At 68.9% G+C, this 19,197-nt stretch carries 19 protein-coding genes; 9 read left to right on the top strand and 10 right to left on the bottom strand.

What is annotated here, in order from left to right:
* Positions 1 to 9: 9 nt before the first annotated feature.
* The 4 genes from VFX14_15520 (at position 10) to VFX14_15505 (ending at position 3,756) form a co-directional block, all read left to right on the top strand.
* Positions 10 to 519, top strand: a complete 510-nt coding sequence (locus VFX14_15520; protein HEU5191093.1) for a DinB family protein — start codon at positions 10 to 12, stop codon at positions 517 to 519.
* Positions 520 to 528: 9 nt separating this feature from the next.
* Positions 529 to 1,563: an LLM class F420-dependent oxidoreductase gene (locus VFX14_15515; protein ID HEU5191092.1), complete on the top strand. Its 1,035-nt coding sequence runs from the start codon at positions 529 to 531 to the stop codon at positions 1,561 to 1,563.
* 70 nt (positions 1,564 to 1,633) lie between these two features.
* Positions 1,634 to 2,617, top strand: coding sequence for an ABC transporter substrate-binding protein (locus VFX14_15510; GenBank protein ID HEU5191091.1), 984 nt, complete (start codon positions 1,634 to 1,636; stop codon positions 2,615 to 2,617).
* 254 nt (positions 2,618 to 2,871) lie between these two features.
* On the top strand, positions 2,872 to 3,756 hold the full coding sequence (locus VFX14_15505; protein HEU5191090.1) for a PEP-CTERM sorting domain-containing protein: 885 nt from the start codon (positions 2,872 to 2,874) through the stop codon (positions 3,754 to 3,756).
* A 9-nt stretch (positions 3,757 to 3,765) separates the two neighbouring features.
* Here the strand turns inward: VFX14_15505 and VFX14_15500 are convergent, their stop codons facing one another.
* The 3 genes from VFX14_15500 to VFX14_15490 are packed head-to-tail and all read right to left on the bottom strand — an operon-like array spanning position 3,766 to position 6,140.
* A complete protein-coding gene (locus VFX14_15500; protein ID HEU5191089.1) occupies positions 3,766 to 4,404 on the bottom strand; it encodes a nitroreductase family protein in 639 nt (212 codons plus the stop codon).
* Positions 4,405 to 5,313: an LLM class flavin-dependent oxidoreductase gene (locus VFX14_15495; GenBank protein ID HEU5191088.1), complete on the bottom strand. Its 909-nt coding sequence runs from the start codon at positions 5,311 to 5,313 to the stop codon at positions 4,405 to 4,407.
* A complete protein-coding gene (locus VFX14_15490) occupies positions 5,313 to 6,140 on the bottom strand; it encodes an SDR family NAD(P)-dependent oxidoreductase (protein HEU5191087.1) in 828 nt (275 codons plus the stop codon). Before VFX14_15490 ends, VFX14_15495 begins: the two co-directional genes overlap by 1 nt.
* Before the next feature lie 95 nt (positions 6,141 to 6,235).
* Between VFX14_15490 and VFX14_15485 the strand changes: the two genes are divergently transcribed.
* From VFX14_15485 to VFX14_15465, 5 genes are read left to right on the top strand one after another with little or no spacing between them, the layout of a single operon-like run.
* A complete protein-coding gene (locus tag VFX14_15485; protein ID HEU5191086.1) occupies positions 6,236 to 6,763 on the top strand; it encodes a CinA family protein in 528 nt (175 codons plus the stop codon).
* Complete coding sequence (locus VFX14_15480) at positions 6,763 to 7,527, top strand: Sir2 family NAD-dependent protein deacetylase (GenBank protein HEU5191085.1); 765 nt, start codon at positions 6,763 to 6,765, stop codon at positions 7,525 to 7,527. The genes VFX14_15485 and VFX14_15480 overlap by 1 nt, the downstream gene beginning before the upstream one ends.
* Before the next feature lie 9 nt (positions 7,528 to 7,536).
* Positions 7,537 to 9,552 carry an alpha/beta hydrolase domain-containing protein gene (locus VFX14_15475; GenBank protein ID HEU5191084.1) on the top strand — a complete coding sequence of 672 codons (2,016 nt, stop codon included), beginning with the start codon at positions 7,537 to 7,539 and terminating at the stop codon, positions 9,550 to 9,552.
* Entirely contained in the window at positions 9,549 to 10,631 is a 1,083-nt protein-coding gene (locus VFX14_15470) for an alpha-hydroxy acid oxidase (protein HEU5191083.1), read from the top strand. Before VFX14_15475 ends, VFX14_15470 begins: the two co-directional genes overlap by 4 nt.
* A gap of 13 nt (positions 10,632 to 10,644) precedes the next feature.
* Entirely contained in the window at positions 10,645 to 11,757 is a 1,113-nt protein-coding gene (locus tag VFX14_15465) for a zinc-binding dehydrogenase (GenBank protein ID HEU5191082.1), read from the top strand.
* A gap of 66 nt (positions 11,758 to 11,823) precedes the next feature.
* Here VFX14_15465 and VFX14_15460 read toward each other — a convergent pair whose 3' ends face one another.
* The 7 genes from VFX14_15460 to VFX14_15430 all read right to left on the bottom strand — a co-directional run bounded on the left by VFX14_15460 (position 11,824) and on the right by VFX14_15430 (position 18,970).
* On the bottom strand, positions 11,824 to 12,228 hold the full coding sequence (locus VFX14_15460; GenBank protein ID HEU5191081.1) for a prepilin-type N-terminal cleavage/methylation domain-containing protein: 405 nt from the start codon (positions 12,226 to 12,228) through the stop codon (positions 11,824 to 11,826).
* Positions 12,229 to 12,358: 130 nt separating this feature from the next.
* Entirely contained in the window at positions 12,359 to 12,763 is a 405-nt protein-coding gene (locus VFX14_15455; GenBank protein ID HEU5191080.1) for a prepilin-type N-terminal cleavage/methylation domain-containing protein, read from the bottom strand.
* Positions 12,764 to 12,832: 69 nt separating this feature from the next.
* Entirely contained in the window at positions 12,833 to 13,237 is a 405-nt protein-coding gene (locus VFX14_15450) for a prepilin-type N-terminal cleavage/methylation domain-containing protein (protein HEU5191079.1), read from the bottom strand.
* 276 nt (positions 13,238 to 13,513) lie between these two features.
* Positions 13,514 to 14,908, bottom strand: coding sequence for a sigma-54 dependent transcriptional regulator (locus VFX14_15445; GenBank protein HEU5191078.1), 1,395 nt, complete (start codon positions 14,906 to 14,908; stop codon positions 13,514 to 13,516).
* Between the two features lie 54 nt (positions 14,909 to 14,962).
* Complete coding sequence (locus VFX14_15440) at positions 14,963 to 16,600, bottom strand: ATP-binding protein (GenBank protein ID HEU5191077.1); 1,638 nt, start codon at positions 16,598 to 16,600, stop codon at positions 14,963 to 14,965.
* Positions 16,601 to 16,606: 6 nt separating this feature from the next.
* Complete coding sequence (locus tag VFX14_15435) at positions 16,607 to 17,806, bottom strand: type II secretion system F family protein (GenBank protein ID HEU5191076.1); 1,200 nt, start codon at positions 17,804 to 17,806, stop codon at positions 16,607 to 16,609.
* Positions 17,807 to 17,833: 27 nt separating this feature from the next.
* Positions 17,834 to 18,970: a type IV pilus twitching motility protein PilT gene (locus VFX14_15430; protein HEU5191075.1), complete on the bottom strand. Its 1,137-nt coding sequence runs from the start codon at positions 18,968 to 18,970 to the stop codon at positions 17,834 to 17,836.
* Between the last annotated feature and the right edge of the window lie 227 nt (positions 18,971 to 19,197).

The raw sequence follows: 19,197 nt of genomic DNA, 5'->3' as shown, positions 1-19,197 counted from the left end.
CTCGCGGCCGTGAACGCCGAGCAGCAGCGCATCCGCGGCTACCTCCAGGCGCAAGGGGCCAAGCTCACGCCCGCGGAGATCGTGGAGAAGGTGCAGGCCGCGATGCGCGAGCTGCGGGCCGCCGCCGGCCTGGTGCCGCCCGGCCGCTTCACGCAGCGGCCCGGGCCCGACGACTGGAGCGGCAACGAGGTGATGGCCCACGTGGTCGCGGCCGGCCGCTACTTCGGCGGCGCGATCATGGCGCTCTCCGCGGGCCGGCCGCTGCCCGCGCGGCCCGCCGGCCGCGGCAACCAGGACGCGCCGCTCCTCCCTGCCGAGGAATGGCTGGACATCCTCGAGCGAGACCGCGCCGAGCTCTTCGCCCGCGCGCTCACCGCCGATCCTCAGGGCCATCTCGACGGCACCGTGGAACACCCGTTCTTCGGGCCGCTGAACTGGCGCGAGACGCTCCTCTTCATGCGCGTCCACGATCTCGACCATGCCGGCCAGCTCAAGCAGATCGCGGCCGTGGTGAGCTGAGCCGCGCGTATGCGCATCGCCATCTCCAAGCGGCTCGCCACCGAGAACTGGTCCGAGGCGGCGGACTACGTGGTCGAGGCCGAGCGTCTCGGCGTCGACGATGTCTGGTCGGCGGAGGCATGGGGCCACGACGCCGTCACGCCGCTCGCCTTCCTGGCCGCGCGTACCACGCGGCTCCGCCTCGGTACCGGCATCATGCAGGCCGGCACACGCACGCCGGCGCTGGTGGCGATGACGGCCATGAGCCTCTCCGCGATGTCCAACCATCGGTTCGTCCTGGGGCTCGGCGTCAGCGGCCCCCAGGTCATCGAGGGTTGGCATGGCATCCGCTTCGACCGGCCCGTGCAGCGCATGCGCGAGATCATCGACATCGTGCGCATGGCCGCGCGCGGCGAGCGCGTCGCCTATCGCGGCACGATCTACGCGGTGCCGCTCCCCGGCGGCGAGGGCAAGGCGCTCCGCTCGGGCGCGCCGCCGGTGCCACCGATTCCGATCTATCTCGCCACGCTCGCGCCGAAGAGCCTCGAGCTCACCGGCGAGATCGCGGACGGCTGGCTGGGCACCTCCTTCATGCCCGAGCACGCGCGCGTGTTCTTCGACTCCCTCGCGGCGGGGGCGGCGCGCGCGGGCCGCAAGCTCACGGATCTGGACCTCCAGGCGGGCGGCGTCGCCGCGTTCAGCGACGACGTGGAGCGCCTCGTCTCGGAGCGCAAGCCGGGTCTGGCCTTCACGCTCGGCGCCATGGGCTCGGCCCGCCACAACTTCTACAACGACGCCTTCCGCCGCGCCGGCTACGAGGACGTGGCGGCCGAGGTGCAGCGCCTCTGGCTCGCGGGCAAGCGTGAGGATGCCGCCGCGCGCGTGCCCGACGAGATGGCGCTCAAGACCAACCTGCTCGGGACCGAGGCCATGGTCCGCGCGCGCATCGCCGCCTACCGCGACGCCGGCGTCACGACGCTTCGGGTCGAGCCCGCCGGCCGCTCGCTCGACGAGCGGCTGGCCACCCTGGCCCGCGTGATCGCGCTAGCGCGGGAGAAGGGATGACGATGACCGCCGAGGCGCTCGGCGTCACGGTCCCGCGCCCGGTCCTGCTCCGCGCCGACCAGGTCATCGAGTGAGGGGTCGGCTCCTCGCCGCCCTCTTCGCCGGTCTCCTCACCGCGCCTCTCACCGCCGACGCTCAGCCGGCCGGCAAGCTCTACCGGATCGGCGTGCTCGATAGCGTGGATGCCGCCGCCAACGCGGACAATCTCGGCGCGCTTCGTCACGGACTCGCCATGCTCGGCTATGTCGAGGGGCAGAGCTTCGTGTTCGAATACCGCTCGGCCGACGGCCGGCCCGAGCGATTCAGCGATCTCGCTGTCGAGCTGGTGCAGCTCAATGTGGACGTGATCGTGACCCGGGGCGCGCCGGCGACGTTCGCGGCGGGGCGGGCGACGCAGAGCATCCCCATCGTCATGGCATCCAGCAGCCATCCCGTGTTCGAGGGGCTCGTGCCGAACCTGTCCCGCCCGGGCGGGAACATCACGGGGCTCTACGCGACGGCGCCGATCGAGCTGGGGGGCGAGCGGCTGCGCCTCCTCAAGGAGGCCCTGCCGGCGGCTTCGCGGATCGGCGTGCTCTGGAATCCGGGTGATCTCCGCGCCCCCCTCGTCGCCAAGGATACCGAGCGGGTCGCCAGGGACCTGGGCGTGCGCATCGAGCATCTCGACCTCCAGCGCGCCGACCCACTCGAGACGGTGTTCGAGTCCGCGCTGTACCGAAAGATCGACGCGCTCATCACGGTGGAGGATGCCTTCACCGTCGCGTACCGGGCGCGCATCCTCGAGTTCGCCGCCACCAGCCGGCTGCCCTCCATGCATGGGCTCCGGGAGTTCGTGGAAGAGGGCGGCCTCATGTCCTACGGCACCGACCGCCGAGATCTCTATCACCGTGCCGCCGGCTACATTCACCGCATCTTCAGCGGCGCGAGCCCCGGCGATCTTCCGGTTGAGCCGGCGATGAAGTTCGAGCTCGTGATCAACCTGAAGACCGCGCGCACGCTCGGGCTCACCATCCCGCCGGGCCTACTCCGCCGCGCGGACCACGTCATCCCGTGACGCGTCGGCCGAGCGAGCTCACGTTTCGGCGAGCTTCGTGGCCTCCCACGAGGGTCTCAAAGCTTTCGTTCTCACGCTGACCGCTGTCGGCGGCCTTTACAATCGCGCACGCCTGCGGTTTCGGCCGTACTGCAACTTTCCGACATCACGCGCTTCGCGCAACGGGCATCGCGCTTGCTGCCCTCCTATCGTCGGCCGGTGCCCCGGACACCGACTCCCGGATTCGACAACGCAGTCACCGCGGGAGGCGGAGGATGGGTAGGAATCTTCGGTATGGGATAGGCTCGGCGATCGCGGCAGCATTCCTCATCGCGGGCACGGCGAACGCCACACCCTTCAGCTTCAGCACCAACGGCCCCGACGGCCAGATGGCGACGGCGAGCCGTCCCGAGAATGGCTCCCAGTTCGAGATCGAGTCGGCCGACGACTTCATCGCGCACACGGCCGTGCGGATCAATAGCGCGACCTTCACCGGGCTCGTCCCGTTGGGCGCCTCGGTGCAAAACGTGGGGGTCGAAATCTATCGCGTCTTCCCGCTAGACTCGACGGTGCCGCCGTCCGGCCACGTGCCGACGCGGAACAACTCGCCCTCCGATGTCGCCTTCGACACCCGCGACTTCGCGAGCAACACGCTCACGTTCAGCACGCAGGTGCTGGCTCAGAGCTTCACGGCCTCCAATAGTGTGACCCCCGGCGGCATTCACCCGTCTCCCGGCCAGACGACCGGAGGCAATGGGCAGCAGACCGGACAGGAAGTGGAATTCGACGTGACCTTCACGACCCCGTTCCTGCTGCCCGGGGATCATTACTTCTTCGTGCCTCAGGTGCAGCTCGACTCGGGCGACTTCCTCTGGCTGTCCGCGCAGAGGCCGATCGTGCCGCCGGGCACCCCCAACAACCCGGATCTCCAGAGCTGGACGCGAGACGCCTTCCTGGACCCGGACTGGCTGCGCGTGGGCATGGATATCGTCGGCGGGACGACGCCTCCGGCCTTCAACGCGGTCTTCTCCCTGGAGGGCGAGAAGGTGCCCGAGCCCGCGACCGTCGAGCTCGAGGCGACCGGTCTCCTCGCCCTGGGGATACTCGGCGCGCTGCGCCGGCGGGCCCGACGGTCGGCGACCGGAGCAACGCCTCGCTAGCGCCCGTCGCTACTTCCAGGGCACCGCGCCGTTCCAGCGGTTGAGGAACGTGGTCTCCGACGTCGGCTTGCGGTTATTGGGGCCGAACGAGCCCTGCGGATAGCCGAGCGGCACGCAAAACTGGAACGTGGCGTCCTTGGGAATGCCGAGGAGGGCGTTCACGCGCTCCATCACCTTGGCGTGGAGCGTCGTCGGCACCGAGCCGATGCCGAGCGCGCGCGCGGCGAGCATGAGATTCTGCACTGCGGGGATCACCGAGTTGGCGCCGCCCGAGCCGGTGGAGAAGGCCAGCACGACGCAGGGCGCGTCCTTCATGGAGTCGGCGAGGCCCATGGCCGAGCGATAGTTCTTGTTGTCGGGAGGGATGTCCTCGGGCTTCGTCCACTTGTGGTCGTCCCAGCGCTTGGCCCACCACGCCTCCCGGTAGAGCGCGCCGAACTCGCGGATGATGGCCCGATCGGTGAGGACGAGAAGGCGGCCGACCTGCTGATTGCCGCCGTTGGGCGCGCGCACCGCCGCCTCGATGATCAGGCGGAGGTCCGCCATCGGGATGGGATCGGGCTTGAAGCGGCGGATCGCCCGCTGGGTGAAGATGGCCTCGTTGAGCGGCATGCTGAGTCGGGAGACGTCGACGCCGGGGGCGCTCATCTATCGCAGAGCCTCCATGACTTCCTGGAAGGCGACCATCTGGCCGCCGCGGGTGGACGAGGGCACCACGATCAAGGTGTTGATGCCGGTGGCGTACCAGGCCTCGATCCCCTCCCGCACGTCCGCGGCGGTGCCGTAGAGCGTGACCTCGCGGAGCCAGCGGTCGGACATGAGCGACGGGATGCGGTCGTCCTCGCGGGCCGCGATGGCCTTGCGGATCGCCGTCATCTCCTCCTCGAAGCCCGCCTCGATCCAGTAGTTCTGGTAGTTCGGCAGCTTGACGTAGTTCACCAGGGTCTTCCGGTTCACTGCGGCCGCGGCGGCGCGGTCCTCCGCCACCACGGTGGGCACCATGTTGCCGATGAAGAACTTGGGATCCTTCCGCCTCGCTTCCGGCAGGTGCTTCAGCGACGTCGCCATGTGCGAGCGCGCGGCATTGGCCCACACCGCGCCCTCGGCGATCTCGGCGGAAAGCGCCACCATCTTCTGGCGTAGCGTCGCCAGCACGACGGGCGGGAGCTCTCCGGCGGTCTTGCCGCCGTCCCGAAGGTCGGCCACGAACTTCCGGATGTCCTCGAGCGGCTTGCCCGGCCTCACCCCCAGGCGCTGGTGCGCCGGCCCGTGGCTTACCCCGATGCCGAAGCGGAACCGTCCGCCTGACAGCTCGTGGACGAAGGCGGCGGTGCCCGCGAAGTCATACGCGTGCCGGGTGTAGATGTTCGCGATGCTGGTCCCGAATGGGATGGTCCGGGTCACCTGCGCGATGGCCTCACACAACGCCAGCCCATCGTTCATGCTCGGGCAATAGATCCCGGCGTAACCTTCCTGCTCGATCCGCTGGGCCAGCTCCAGCGTGGCGCGGCGACGGCCGGGCACCGCGGCCAGGCTGAGCGCAGGCTTGCGCGCCATCAGAGGCCTCCGGTGACGACCAGGGTCTGCCCGCTGACGTAGTCCGAATCCGGGCTGCAAAAGAGATAGATCGCGCCGGCCGCCTCCGCGGGCGTGCCCCCACGCCCGAGCGGAATGGTCTGGTTCATGGCCGCGATGCGCGTGCCCTGCACCCCCACCCGCACTTTGCGCCCGTCCACCTCGATGGTCCCGGCCTCGCCCTCGGCGAGGGGCTGGGTGAGGCGGGTCTGGATGTACCCGAAGGCCACGCAGTTCACCGTCACGTTGTAGCGGCCCCACTCCTTCGCCAGCGTCTTGGTGACGCCGACCATCGCCGCCTTGCCCGCGGAGTAGTTGACCTGGCCCGCGTTCCCGTTGGTCCCGGAGGTGGACGACACGTTGACGATCTTCCGGACTATTCTCTGACCGCTCTTTGCTTCGGCCTCGACCACGGGCCGGAGGTAGTTGGCGAAGGCGCGGAGGATGCGGAAGGGCGCAGTGACGTGCACGTCGATGATCGCGTACCACTGCTCGTCGGTCATCTTCTGGATCACGTTGTCCCACGTGTACCCGGCGTTGTTCACGATCACGTGGACGCCGCCGAGCTGCTTCACCGCGGTCTCGACGATGCGATCGCCGAAGTCCGTCGCGGTGACGTTGCCCACGCAGGCCACCGCCTTGCGTCCCAGCTTCTCCACGAGGGCGATGGTCTCCCGCGCCGGCTCGTCGTCGAGATCGTTCACCACGATATTGGCGCCGTCGCGCGCGAGGCGCAGCGCCACTTCCCTGCCGATCCCTCGTCCCGAGCCTGTGACGATGGCGACCTTGCCGTCCAGCTGACCCATGATGGCCTCCACAGAGTGGTCGATGGATGCGAGGGAGCCATGATAGGCGCGCGCCCCGGGCCCGGCAAGGGGGCCGCGCCCGTGCTATCCTCGGCGCCGTGCCCGAGCTCCTCTCCAGCCTCGCCGCGCCCGTCGCCGCGCGCCTCGTCGCGCGCGGGGACACGGTGGCGGTGTCCGAGTCCTCCACCGGGGGGCTCATCGCGGCCGCGCTTCTGTCCATCCCCGGCGCCTCGAAGTACTTCATGGGCGGCGGCGTCATCTACACCCAGGGGGCTCGCCGCGCGCTGCTGACCTTGCCCGACGAGGCGGTGAAGGGCGTCCGCTCCAGCACCGAAGCCTCGGCGCTCATCAACGCGCGGACGATTCGCGAGCGCCTGGGCACCACGTGGGCGGTTGGGGAGACCGGCGCCGCCGGCCCCACCGGCAACCGTTATGGCGACGCCGCCGGCCACACCTGCATAGCGGTGGTGGGCCCGGTGGAGCGCGCGCGGACGATCGAGACGCGCCGCAGCGACCGCGAGGCCAACATGTGGGCCTTCACCCGCGCCGCCCTCGAGCTCCTTGCCGAGTGCCTCGGCGAGGCGCCTGGCGAGGCGCAGCCGAAGGCGAGCCGAGCGGATACATGATGGGTTCCGAGCGGAGCGAGGAGGGCGCTGCACGCGACATCATCGACGCGGCTCACCGAATTGTCGTCCTCACCGGCGCAGGCATCTCCACCGAGTCCGGAATTCCCGACTTCCGCGGGCCGCAAGGCGTGTGGACGCGCGATCCCAAGGCCGAGAAGATGGCGACGATCCAGCACTACGTGGCGGATCCCGAGGTGCGTAAGCGCGCCTGGCAGAGCCGCCTCGAGTCGCCCGCCTGGACCGCCGAGCCAAACGCCGGCCACCGCGCGCTGGTGTTCCTCGAGCGCCGCGGCAAGCTCGACATCCTGATCACGCAGAACGTGGACGGCCTCCACGCGAAGGCGGGCTCCGATCCCGCCCGCATCGTGGAGATCCACGGGACCATGCGAGAAGTCGTGTGTCTCTCCTGCAACGAGCGCGCGCCGATGGAGCGGGCGCTGGCGCGCGTGCGCGCGGGCGAGGCCGATCCCGCGTGCCGCTCCTGCGGCGGCATCTTGAAGTCCGCGACGATCTCGTTCGGCCAGGCGCTGGTCCGCGACGACCTCGAGCGCGCCCAGCGCGCGGCCGAGCGCTGCGATCTCCTCCTCGCCGTGGGCACTACGCTCGCCGTGTTCCCCATCGCCGGCGTGGTGCCGGTGGCCAGGGAGGCGGGCGCGCGCCTCATCATCCTCAATGCCGAGCCCACCGCCATGGACGATCTCGCCGACGTCGTCCTGCGTGGCTCGATCGGCCAGGTCCTGCCCCGTCTCGTCGGCGCCGACTGAGGACCTTCCATGGCGGTGACCCGCTTCGAGGTGATGATGCGGCGGCCTCTCGCCGGCGGCGCGCCGTTCCGCGGCGCGGGCGGTGACGTCGGGCCCTACGAGGAGCTCAAGGGGCGGCTGCACTTCGCCGTCGATCCCCTCCACGCCGCCAACCGGCGCATCACCGACGTGGAGCTGGCCCCGCGCAGCGCGGCCGGCCGCGTCGAATGGTGGAGCGACGTGTCGATCCTGCTGCCCGTGAATCGGGCGCGGTGCAGCGGACGCGTCCTGCTCGACGTCGTCAATCGCGGCAACACCGTCGCGGTGCCGAACTTCAACCGCGCTACCCGGCCGGCCTTCGTCCCCGGCGCCGACCCGAACCCGCCCATCGACGTGGGCGACGGCTTTCTCATGAAGCGCGGCTGGGTGGTGATCTCGTGCGGCTGGCAGTGCGACGTGCCCGAGATCGCCGGCCTCCACCGCATGCAGGCCCCGGAGGCGCGCGACGTCGAGGGCCGTCCGCTCCGCGGCCGCGTCTACACGCAGCTCCAGTCAGCGCGCGACGTGTCCGATTTCCTGCTGTCCGACCGCGGCCACCTCGCCTATCGCGCCGCGGATCTCGACGAGCGCGACGCGCTCCTGACCGTGCGCGACCAGCCCGACGGGCCGGCGGAGGTCATCCCGCGCGAACAATGGCGCTTTGCCCGAATGGAGAGTGGGCGCGTGATTCCCGATCCGCGCCACATCCACCTCGACGGCGGCTTCGCCAAGGGGCGACTCTACCAGATCGCCTACACCGCCGAGGGCGCGCCGGTGCTGGGCCTCTCGATGGCGGCGCTGCGCGAGGCGGTGTCGTGGCTCAAGCACGGCAGCGCCGCCGAGGGCAACCCGGCGCCCGGCATCATACGTTGGGCTTACGCGTATGGGCGGTCGCAAACGGGCCGGCTCCTGCGCACGTTCGCCTACGAGGATCTGAACCTCGACGAGGCGGGGCGCGAAGCCTTCGACGGGATCTTCGCCAACGTGGCGGGCGGGATGCGAGGCGAGTTCAACCAGCGCTTCGGCCAGAACTCAAAGGACCGCAACCACATGATGATGCATCTCTTCCCGTTCTCCGATCAGCCGGCAACGGACCGGGACACCGGCATGAAGGATGCCCTTCACGCGCGGCTGGACGCGCGCGGCAGCCGCCTGCGCGCCTTCTATACCAACACGTCGGCCGAGTATCACCGCGGCGACGCCTCGCTGGTGCACACGGACCCCGACGGCGAGCGCGACATGGCCCACGGCCCCAACGTGCGCGTGTACCACTACGCCGGCACCGAGCATGGCCTCGGGATCTGGCCGCCCAGTGACATCCAGATCGCGCCCGCCGACCCCACCGGCGCGGTCGACAAATCCCAGAATCTCCGCGGGATCGTGGACTACTCCCCGCTGCTCCGCGCCGGCCTCGTGAATCTCGACCGCTGGGTCACCGAGGACGTGGAGCCGCCGCCGAGCCAGCACCCGCGCCTCGCCGATGGCACCGCGGTGCCGCCGGAGCGGCTGGCCCACGTGTTCGCCGCCATTCCTCACGCGCACTACCTCCCGCACCACGCCAAGCCGCGCCGCCTCGACTGGGCGACGCTGCCGCCGAAGCCGGGCCGCGCCTTCGGCTCGCTCGTCTCCGCGGTGGACGCCGACGGCAACGAGGTCGCGGGAATCGTGCTGCCCGAGCTGACGGTGCCGGTGGCGACCCACACGGGCTGGACGCTCCGGCATCCCGATATCGGCGGAGCCGAGCAGCTCCTCGTGTTCGGCGGCGCGACGCTGCCCTTCCCGCGCACCCGCGCGGAGCGCGAGGCCTCCGGCGATCCCCGGCCTTCTCTCGAGGAACGCTATGCATCCCGCGCGGACTACCTCTCACGCGTGCGGGAGGCCGCCGTCCTCCTCGCCCGGGCCGGCTACCTCCTCGAGGAGGACATCGAGCTCTCCGTGGCGACGGCCGCGCGCTTCTGGGATCACCCTTTCTCCGATCCAGACCGCCTGCATCGAGGAGAGTCATGACGTCGAATCTGGCCGAGCGGTTCCAGACCCTGCACGAGATCGTCAAGGCGGCGCGGCACAACCTGGCGCCGGGTCCGTGGGATTACCTCATGGGCGGCACCGAGACCGAGACTACGCTGCGCCGCAACCGGCAGGCGCTGGACTCTCTCGCCTTCCGTCCGCGCGTGCTCCGGGACGTGCGCGGGGTGGATCCGTCCTCCACCCTCTTCGGCCGCCGGGTGCGTCTGCCGGTGATGCTGGCGCCCATCGGCTCCATCGAGTCGTTCGCGCCGGGCGGCGGCGCCACCGCCGCCATCGGCTCGGGCGAGTTCGGCGTGCCCCAGATGCTCTCCTCCGCGTGCAACCCTGGTCTCGAGGCCACCGCGGCCGCCGCGGACAACTTTCGCATCTTCCAGCTCTACGTGCGCGGCGACGACCAGTTCGTGGACGATCACGTCAAGCGCGCGATCAACCACGGCTACGCCGCGTTCTGCATGACGGTGGACACCGCCATGTACAGCCGGCGGGAGCGCGACCTCGCCCGTCGCTTCGTGAAGCCGTGGCGCCAGAACGTCACCGGGGTGGACTTCCAGGCGGCGCTGTCGTGGGAGCAGGTCAAGCGCTTCAAGGACCGGCACTCCATCCCGCTCATCCTCAAGGGCATCGCCACCGCGGAGGACGCGACCATCGCCGTGGAGCACGGCGTGGACGGCGTGTACGTGTCCAATCACGGCGGGCGCCAGCTGGATCACGGCGCGGGCAGCACCGACGTGCTGCCCGAGGTGGTGGCGGCGGTGGGCGGGCGCGCCACCATCTTCGTGGATGGCGGCTACTACCGCGGGACCGACGTGGTGAAGGCGATCGCCCTCGGTGCCCAGGTCGTCGGTCTCGGCCGCCTGCCCTGCTGCGGCCTCGCCGCCGCGGGGGCGCCCGGCCTGGTCCGCACGCTCGAGCTCCTCGAGGAGGAGGTACGCATCGCCATGGGCCTACTCGGCGTCACGAAGCTCTCGCAGCTCGACCCCAGCTATCTCCGCCCCGCCACACCCGTCGGTCTCCCCCACGCGACCAGCGCCTTCCCGCTGCTCGGCGAAGGCTACTAGAGAGGAGCACCCCATGCCCGACACCGCGCGTCTCGCCGTCTTCCACGGCACCGGCACCCCGTTCGAGATCCGTGAGTACCCCGTGCCCGAGCCCGAGCCGGGCGCCATGCTCATCAAGATCGCCCTCGCCAACGTGTGCGGCTCGGATATGCACTACTGGCGCGGCGAGCAGGACTACAAGAAGATGGGCCGCCCGCTGCCGCTCAACACCGGCCACGAGCACGTGGGCACGGTGGCCAAGCTCGGCCCCGGCGTCACCACCGACACCGCGGGCCAGCCTCTCGTCGTGGGCGATCGCGTGCTGTACCGCTACTTCTTCCCGTGTGGGCGGTGCAAGGCGTGCCTGCGCCGCCAGTTCAAGTCGTGCCCGGTGCGGCAGGCCAACTGGCTCGTATCCTGCGAGGTGTGGCCGCACTTTCAGGGCGGCTTCGGCCAGTACTTCTACCTCCGGCCCAATCACGCGGTATTCAAGCTCGGCTCTGAGATCACCGACGAGATGGCCGCGGGCATCAACTGCGCGTACACCCAGGTGTACGCGGGGCTCGACATCGCCGCGCTCCGCGCCGGCCAGACCGTGGTCGTGCAGGGCGCGGGCGGGCTCGGCGTCTACGCCTGCGCGGTGGCGCGCGAGATGGGCGCCAGCCAGGTCATCGTCATCGACGGGATCGACGAGCGCCTCGAGCTGGCCAAGCAGTTCGGTGCCACCGACGTGGTGGACATGCGGCGCGACTCGACACCCGCGGAGCGCATCGAACGCGTGAAGAAGCTCACCGACGGCTGGGGCGGTGACGTCGTGCTCGAGCTGGTCGGCCATCCCGGCGTGGTGGACGAGGGCCTGCGGATGACCGCGCCCGAGGGCACCTACCTCGAGGTGGGCAACATCAACGTGGGATGGAAGGCCGAGTTCGATCCCTCGTGGATCATCTTCGGCAACCGCCGCATCATCGGTCTCGCCCACTACGAGGCGGAGCATCTCCGCGGCGCGCTCGACCTCATGCGCCGCACCCTCACGAAGTACCCATGGGGCCGCGTCGTCTCTCACAAGTTCCCGCTGGAGGAGATCAACGAGGCCTTCACCCAGCAGGACAAGGGGCACGTGACGCGCGCGGCCATCGTCCCGAACTGAGGCGCGGAGGACCAAAAAAAGGGGGGAGGAGCGCTCGCTCCTCCCCCTTGGTGTGCCTGAAGGTAACTACGGCAGGCTGACGGTCGTCGAGTCGCCGGACGCCGAGATCGTGAACGTCCCGGCCGCAGCCGAGCTATAGCCATACGCCGTCCAGCCAGCCGGCGAGGGCGGCGTCGAGGCCATGAACGGACCGGCGGTCTGCCCCAGGCTGTTCGTGGCCACCGAGTTCAGGTCCGAGAGCGCATTCGGCAGCGTGCCCATGTGCGCGGAGTACATGCTCACCGCGGAGGCGAGCGTGCGGGCGTCGGCCTGCGCCTTGGCGATACGGGCACGGGCCTGGATGTTCGCGTACAGCGGGATCGCGATGGCCGCGAGGATACCGATGATGGCCACCACGATCATCAGCTCGATGAGCGTGAAGCCGCGCTGGGTGCCCAGCATCGTCCGCTTCTTGTTCCAGAAGGCCAGCATGCTTAATCTCCCCTGGATGAGTGGGTGGAGGTCTCGATCGGCCTGGAGCGATCGTACGACGCGCTCGCCCAGGCGCGAAGTTTTACGGGGGAGGGGCTCTCGCCCCTCCCCCAGGTCTGCGTGAACGTCATTACGGCAGGCTGACGGTGGTCGAGTCACCCGCGGTCGAAACGTTGAATGTCCCGGACGCGGTCGAACTGTAGGCATACGCCGTCCAGCCGGCGGGGGCCGGCGGCGTGGAAGGCATGAAGGGGCCGGCGGTCTGCCCCAGGCTGTTGGTGAGCGCCGAGTTCAGGGCCGTGAGATCGGGCGGTAGCGTGCCCATATGGGCGAAGTACATGCTCACCGCCGAAGCGAGCGTACGGGCGTCGGCCTGCGCCTTGGCGATCCGTGCGCGGGCCTGGATGTTCGCATACAGCGGAATCGCGATGGCCGCGAGAATGCCGATGATGGCCACCACGATCATCAGCTCGATAAGCGTGAAGCCGCGCTGGGTGCCCAGCATCTTCCGCTTTCGCTGCCAGAAGGCCAACATTCTCTTCTCTCCTCTATATCGATATGGGGGAGGGGCTTTCGCCCCTCCCCCTGCTGTGCGTGAATGTCGTTACGGCAGGCTGACGGTGGTCGAGTCGCCGGACGCCGAGATCGTGAACACCCCCGCCGCGGTCGAGCTATACCCGTACGCCGTCCAGCCAGCAGGCGCCGCGGGCGTGGAGGCCATGAACGGACCAGCAGTCTGCCCCAGGCTGTTCGTGGCCACCGAGTTCAGGTCCGAGAGCGCGTTCGGCAGCGTGCCCATGTGCGCGGAGTACATGCTCACCGCGGAGGCGAGAGTCCGGGAGTCGGCCTGCGCCTTGGCGATACGGGCACGGGCCTGGATGTTCGCGTACAGCGGAATCGCGATGGCCGCGAGGATTCCGATGATGGCCACCACGATCATCAGCTCGATGAGCGTGAAGCCGCGCTGGTTGCCCAGCACCGTCCGCTTCCTGTGCCAGAAGCTAAACATTTTTTTGTTTCCCCCGTTATGTGTCGCTCGTGGTTGAGGTGCAGCCGGCGATCAGCGCCGGCCGAGCTTGTGAGAATGCACGGGGGGTGCCACCGTCCATTGCGGTCCGAAATCGAGAAGGAACCCACTTCGACGCGTGAGAATCCACGGGATACCGCAGGACTCCGAGGCGTATCTCGTTGATTTTGTTCGCTGCGAAAGATTTTTCGCTACGTGTGAGCACCATGGGTTCGAGGAAAGATCTGACGGATCCTGTCAGCCGAAATACGTGAATTGTCACTCCTCCTGAGGCGATCCCCGGCGCGCCATGTTGTGCTTCTGGAGCTTGTAGCGGAACTGGCGGAAGGTCATCCGAAGGAGCTCGGCCGCCTTGGTCTGGACTCCGCGGCTCCGCTCCAGTGCACGCTGAAGGTAGCGCCGCTCGAGAGCGTCCAGCGCCGCTTCGAGGTCCATGCCCTCCTCGGGGAGATCCACGTCCATGCCCTTGACGGGCCGCTCGCGCCGCACGGATTCCGGCAGGGACTCGACGCCGAGAGTGTCGCTCGCTCCGAGGACAATGGCGCGCTCGAGCACGTTCTCGAGCTCGCGGATGTTCCCTGGCCAGTGATGGCGCTCGAGGACGGCCAGCCCTTCCGGCGTGATCCCGCGGACCTCCTTGCCGAGCTGCTTGCCGAACTTCTGGATGAAGTGGGTGACCAGCAGCGGGATGTCTTCTCGCCGCTCGCGCAGCGGAGGAAGCTGGATCGGGATGACGTTCAGCCGGTAGAAGAGGTCCTCGCGCAGCACGCCCTCCGCGACCGCCTGCTCGAGGTCGCGATTCGACGCCGCGATCAGGCGTACGTCGACCTTGAGGTCACGAGTCTCGCCCACCCGCCGGATCTCGCGCTCCTGGATAGCCCGCAGGAGCTTCACCTGGAGAAGGGGCGGGATCTCGGTGATCTCGTCGAGGAAGAGGGTGCCGCCGTCGGCCGCGGAGAAGAGACCGATCTTGTTGGCCACCGCGCCCGTGAACGCGCCCTTCACGTGCCCGAAGAGCTCCGACTCCATCAGCGCCTCGGGAATGGCCCCGCAATTGACGGAGATGAAGGGCTTGCTGGAGCGGCCGCCGTTGAAGTGGATGGCCCGCGCGACCAGCTCCTTGCCGGTGCCGCTCTCGCCCGTGATCATCGCGGTCGACGGGCTGTCCGCGATCTTCCGGATCGTCTCGAAGACCTCGCCCATGCGCGCGCTCTTGCCGACGATGTTGTCGAAGCGGTGCTGGGTTTCGAGCTGCTTACGGAGGTAGAGGTTCTCGTCGCGGAGGCGCTTGCGCTCGAGGGCGCGCCGGATGATCAGATTGATCTCGTCGAGCTTGAACGGCTTGGTGATGTAGTCGTAGGCGCCGAGCTTCATCGCCTCGACCGCGGTCTCCGTCGACCCGACGGCGGTGATCACGATGACCACCGACTCCAACGACGCTTCCTTGGCGGCGCGGAGGACCTGGAGACCGTCCGCATTGGGCATGCGGAGGTCGGTGATCACCACGTCGAACGTCTCGCGCCGCAGGGTCTCGATGGCGGCCTCGCCGCCGTCCGCCACCGTCACCTCGAAGTGCTGCTTCTCGAGCGAGATCGCCAGGAGATCCCGCATGCTCTTCTCGTCGTCCACCACCAGCACTCGCGCGTCGCTCATGGGGTTCGCCGCTCCTAGCCTAGCATGCAGGGCCCCGAGAGCCCTCGCATCACGCTACGCCGCCGCGACGCCCGGCAAGCCGAGCGTGAAGGTCGTCCCCCCACGCGGGGCGCTGCGCACGTCGATGTCTCCGCCGTGCTCCTGGACCACCCGATAGACCATGGCGAGGCCCAGGCCGCTCCCTTCCGGCTTGGTCGAGTAGAAGGGTTCGAAGATGTGCGGGAGGTCCGTTTCGGCGATGCCGGAGCCGGTGTCCCCGATCCAGATCTGCACGCGGCCGGCGCGTCCCTCCCCTCCGACCACGCGGCCGCCCACGCGGAGCTCACCCCCCGACGGCATCGACTGTACCGCGTTGAGGCAGAGGTTCCAGATGGCCTGGCGCAGCTGCTGGGGGTCGGCGCGGACCATCAGGGTTTCGCCGTACTCGCGGATGACCTTGAGATTGTCGGGTAGGTGGCGGTGCTCGAGCAGCACCACGACGTCGTCGAGCACCTTGGTCGCGTTGATCTCGGTGGGGACAAGGGGCGCCGGCCGCGCGTACTCGAGGAAGTCCGAGATGAGGTGGTTGAGCCGCGCCGACTCGCTCAGCACGATCTCGACGAGCCGATCGCGCGTGGGATCGGACGGAATATCGCGCGCGAGCACCTCGATGGCGCCTGACACCGACGCCAGCGGATTGCGGATCTCGTGGGCGATGTTGGCGGACATCCGGCCGAGCGCGGCGAGCCGGTCGGCCTGGCGCATGCGCTCTTCCATCTGCTTGATCGACGAGAGATCCTGGCACACGCCGATGAGCCCGATCGCGTCGCCTTCCCCCGAGCGCAGCAGCCAGAACGAGATGCCCACGGGCACCGAACGGCCATCGCGGCGGCGGAGGTGGATCTCGTAGCGCTGGGACTGGCCCTCGCGCGCGCTCACCGCCGAGCGCACGCGCTCGAGATCGACTTCTTCGCCGAAGACGCGCGGAAATGGCTCACCTAGCGCGGCATCGGCGGGCAGGCCGGTGATGGCCTCGGCCGCGCGGTTGAAGGCGGTGATGCGGCCGTCCGGCCCCACCGCGATGAGCCCGGTGCCGACCGACTGGAAGATGAGGTCGCGGAACGCCTGAACGTCCGAGAGGTGCCGCTGTTGGGCCTCCAGGCTCGCCTGGGCGAGCTGGTAGCGCTCGGCCATGGAGCCGGCCACGATCGCGCTCACGAGCAGCACGCCCGCGTTGAGGAACACCGAGAGCACCTCGAGGGCGGTGGACTCGCCCGGCTCGAGGAGGGAGGAGAGGGGCAGGATGGTGCGCCCGACCACGAGGCCCACGTAGAGCAGGCTCGAGAGGCCGGCCACCACCAGGCCGCCCAGCCGCGAGAGCAGGAAGCAGCCCTCCATCACGCCGAGGACGTAGAGGAAGGTGAACAGCGACCGCGGGCCGCCGCTCGTGGTGACGATGGCGGTGACGAGCACCGAATCCAGGGCCACGAGGAGCCACGCGAAGTGGCGGCCGCCCCAGGCGTCGGCCCAGCCGGTGATGAGCGGCACCGAGGACAGGGCGGTCCCCAGCGTGGCGAGGAGGAAGAGCGGGAGCGGGAACGGGAAGGCGCCCGCGTAGCGGAGCCACAGCGCGGCTCCGAGCACGAGCGCCGCCATCAGGAGCCGAGCCCAGCCCAGCCCGCGGAGGCCTGATCTCGGCCCTGACAGCGGCACGGTCGGCTACTTGATGAGCGTGACCAGCCGGAAGATCGGCAGATACATCGCCACCACGAGACCACCGATGATCACGCCGAGGATGACGATCATCAGAGGCTCGAGGAGGGCGGTGAGGGCGCCCACCGCGGTATCCACCTCGTCGTCGTAGAAGTCGGCGATCTTCCCGAGCATGGCGTCGAGCGCACCCGTCTGCTCACCGACCGAGATCATCTGCGTCACCATGGGCGGGAACACGCCCGAGGCCTTGAGGGGCTCGGCGAGGGTCTTACCCGCGGTGACCGCGGCGCGGCACTGCATGACCGCCTTCTCCACGACCTTGTTGCCCGCGGTCCTCGCGGTGATGCGCAGGCCCTCGAGGATAGGCACGCCTGACGAGACCAGGGTCCCGAAGGTCCGGGTGAACCGGGCCACCGCCACCTTCCGGATCAGGGTACCGAAGATCGGGAGCTTGAGCAGGAGGGCGTCGATGGCGGACTTGCCATTCTCGGTCTTGTAGTAGCGCCGCAGCATGTACACCGCGCCGGCGATGGCGGCGATGATGAGCAGGATGTAGCCGCGGACGAAGTCGGAGCACCAGAGGACGATCTGCGTCGGCAGCGGGAGCTCCGCGCCTAGACCCTTGAACATCGCCGCGAAGGTCGGGATGACGAAGGTCAGCATGAAGATGACGACGAGGAAGGCCACGCCGATGATTGTGGCCGGATAGATCATGGCCGCCTTGACTTTTCTCTTCAACGCGGCCGCTTTTTCGATGTACTGCGACAGGCGCTGGAGGACGGTATCGAGGATACCGCCCGTCTCACCGACCTGGACGAGGTTCGTGAAGAGGTCGTCGAAGGTACGCGGGTGGCGCCGGAGAGCGTCGGCGAGGGTGGAGCCGGCCTCAACCTGGCGCGCCACGTTCGCGGTGACGCCCCGCAGCGTCTTCGACTCGCTCTGCTCGGCGAGGATGTTCAGACACTGCACGAGGGGCAGGCCCGCGTCGACCATGGTCGAGAACTGGCGAGTGAAGATGGCCAGCTCCTTGTCGCTGACCTTACCGCCGAACTTCACGACGGTCTTGCCGCCCGCCTTCTCGCTGATTTTGGTCACGAGGATCGCGCGGTTGCGAAGCTCGCCGACGGCCGTGGTGCGGTCGGCCGCGTCGATCTCCCCGTTGATGATGCCCCGGGTGCCTCGTCCGGTGTAGGTGAACGTTGGCATTCCGAATCTCCCTCCTCGGTGCGGGCCCTACCGCCGCCCGAACGGCGAGCCGCCGCTGGCCGCGCCCACCGCGGGCGCCGGGGCGGGCGCTCCCGCGCCCGCTGACTTCAGCAGCTGCTCGAGCTCCTCGGGTAGCGTGCTGCGGTTCAACGCTTCCTCTCTGGAGATGCGGCGCTTCAGTATCAGATCGACGAGCGCCTGATTCATCGTCTGCATGCCGAACTTCTGACCCGCCTGCATCGAGGAATAGATCTGGTGGATCTTCTCCTCGCGGATGAGGTTCCGGATGGCGGGGGTGGTGACCATGATCTCGAGCGCCATCGCGCGGCCGCGGCCGTCGGCGGTGGGGATGAGTTGCTGCGAGAGGACGCCCTCCAGCACCAGCGAGAGCTGGGCGCGTACCTGCGCCTGCTGGCTCGTGGGGAACACGTCGATGATCCGGTTCATGGTCTGCGCGCAGGAGTTCGTGTGGAGGGTGCCCAGGGTGAGGTGACCGGTCTCCGCGATGGTCAGGGCGGCCGCGATCGTCTCGAGGTCGCGCATCTCACCGACGAGCACGACGTCCGGGTCCTGGCGGAGGATGGACTTCAGCGCGTTCTTGAACGACTGCGTGTCCGAGAAGACCTCGCGCTGGTTGACGAGACACCGCTTGTGCTGGTGGACGAACTCGATCGGGTCCTCGATGGTCATGATGTGCTCGCTGCGCTCCGAGTTGATCTTGTCGATCATCGCGGCGAGCGTCGTGGACTTACCCGAGCCGGTGGGGCCGGTCACGAGCACCAAGCCCTTCGGGCGCTCGGCCATCTGCTCGACGATCGACGGGAGGTTCAGCTCGCCGAACGTCCGGATCTTGATGGGGATGACGCGGATGGCCGCGGCCACCGCGCCGCGCTGACGGTAGACGTTGCACCGGAAGCGCGCGAGGCCCTGGATGCCGAAGGAGAGATCGAGCTCGTTCTCCTCCTCGAACTTCTGCTTCTGGCCCTCGTTGAGCACGCTGTAGGCGAGGCGCTGGCTGTCCTGGGGCGTCAGCTGCTCGAACTCGGTGAGCGGCTGGAGCTTGCCGTTCTGGCGGATCTGCGGGTAGGTCCCGGTGGTGATGTGCAGATCGGACGCCCCACGGTCGATCATGATCGTCAAGAGGTCGTGCATCGTCGCGGCCATGGTGTCCTCGTGTCCTCTGTCTGCTCGGCGCGCGGTCGCCCACGACGGCCCGAGCGTGCGAGCGTTAGCTCACCGTCACCCGCAGCACTTCCTCGATGGTGGTGACGCCGTCGAGGACCTTCTGGAGCGCGTTCTGCCGGAGGGTCTTCATGCCCTGCGACAGCGCCATCTCGCGGATCTCCGCGGTGGGGGCGTTGCGCAGGATCATCTCACGCAGCTCTTCGGTG

This window comes from Candidatus Methylomirabilota bacterium, assembly GCA_035764725.1.
Taxonomy (GTDB): domain Bacteria; phylum Methylomirabilota; class Methylomirabilia; order Rokubacteriales; family CSP1-6; genus DASRWT01.
Note: the sequence above shows the minus strand (reverse complement) of the source record. Positions and strands in the feature narration are given on the sequence as shown.

Excerpts from the sequence above, each read along its gene's own strand:
- VFX14_15515 (HEU5191092.1), top strand. The coding sequence starts at position 529 with ATGCGCATCGCCATCTCCAAGCGGCTCGCCACCGAGAACTGGTCCGAG.
- VFX14_15505 (HEU5191090.1), top strand. The coding sequence starts at position 2,872 with ATGGGTAGGAATCTTCGGTATGGGATAGGCTCGGCGATCGCGGCAGCA.
- VFX14_15500 (HEU5191089.1), bottom strand. The coding sequence starts at position 4,404 with ATGAGCGCCCCCGGCGTCGACGTCTCCCGACTCAGCATGCCGCTCAAC.
- VFX14_15495 (HEU5191088.1), bottom strand. The coding sequence starts at position 5,313 with ATGGCGCGCAAGCCTGCGCTCAGCCTGGCCGCGGTGCCCGGCCGTCGC.
- VFX14_15480 (HEU5191085.1), top strand. The coding sequence starts at position 6,763 with ATGGGTTCCGAGCGGAGCGAGGAGGGCGCTGCACGCGACATCATCGAC.
- VFX14_15475 (HEU5191084.1), top strand. The coding sequence starts at position 7,537 with ATGGCGGTGACCCGCTTCGAGGTGATGATGCGGCGGCCTCTCGCCGGC.
- VFX14_15470 (HEU5191083.1), top strand. The coding sequence starts at position 9,549 with ATGACGTCGAATCTGGCCGAGCGGTTCCAGACCCTGCACGAGATCGTC.
- VFX14_15465 (HEU5191082.1), top strand. The coding sequence starts at position 10,645 with ATGCCCGACACCGCGCGTCTCGCCGTCTTCCACGGCACCGGCACCCCG.
- VFX14_15460 (HEU5191081.1), bottom strand. The coding sequence starts at position 12,228 with ATGCTGGCCTTCTGGAACAAGAAGCGGACGATGCTGGGCACCCAGCGC.
- VFX14_15455 (HEU5191080.1), bottom strand. The coding sequence starts at position 12,763 with ATGTTGGCCTTCTGGCAGCGAAAGCGGAAGATGCTGGGCACCCAGCGC.
- VFX14_15450 (HEU5191079.1), bottom strand. The coding sequence starts at position 13,237 with ATGTTTAGCTTCTGGCACAGGAAGCGGACGGTGCTGGGCAACCAGCGC.
- VFX14_15445 (HEU5191078.1), bottom strand. The coding sequence starts at position 14,908 with ATGAGCGACGCGCGAGTGCTGGTGGTGGACGACGAGAAGAGCATGCGG.
- VFX14_15435 (HEU5191076.1), bottom strand. The coding sequence starts at position 17,806 with ATGCCAACGTTCACCTACACCGGACGAGGCACCCGGGGCATCATCAAC.
- VFX14_15430 (HEU5191075.1), bottom strand. The coding sequence starts at position 18,970 with ATGGCCGCGACGATGCACGACCTCTTGACGATCATGATCGACCGTGGG.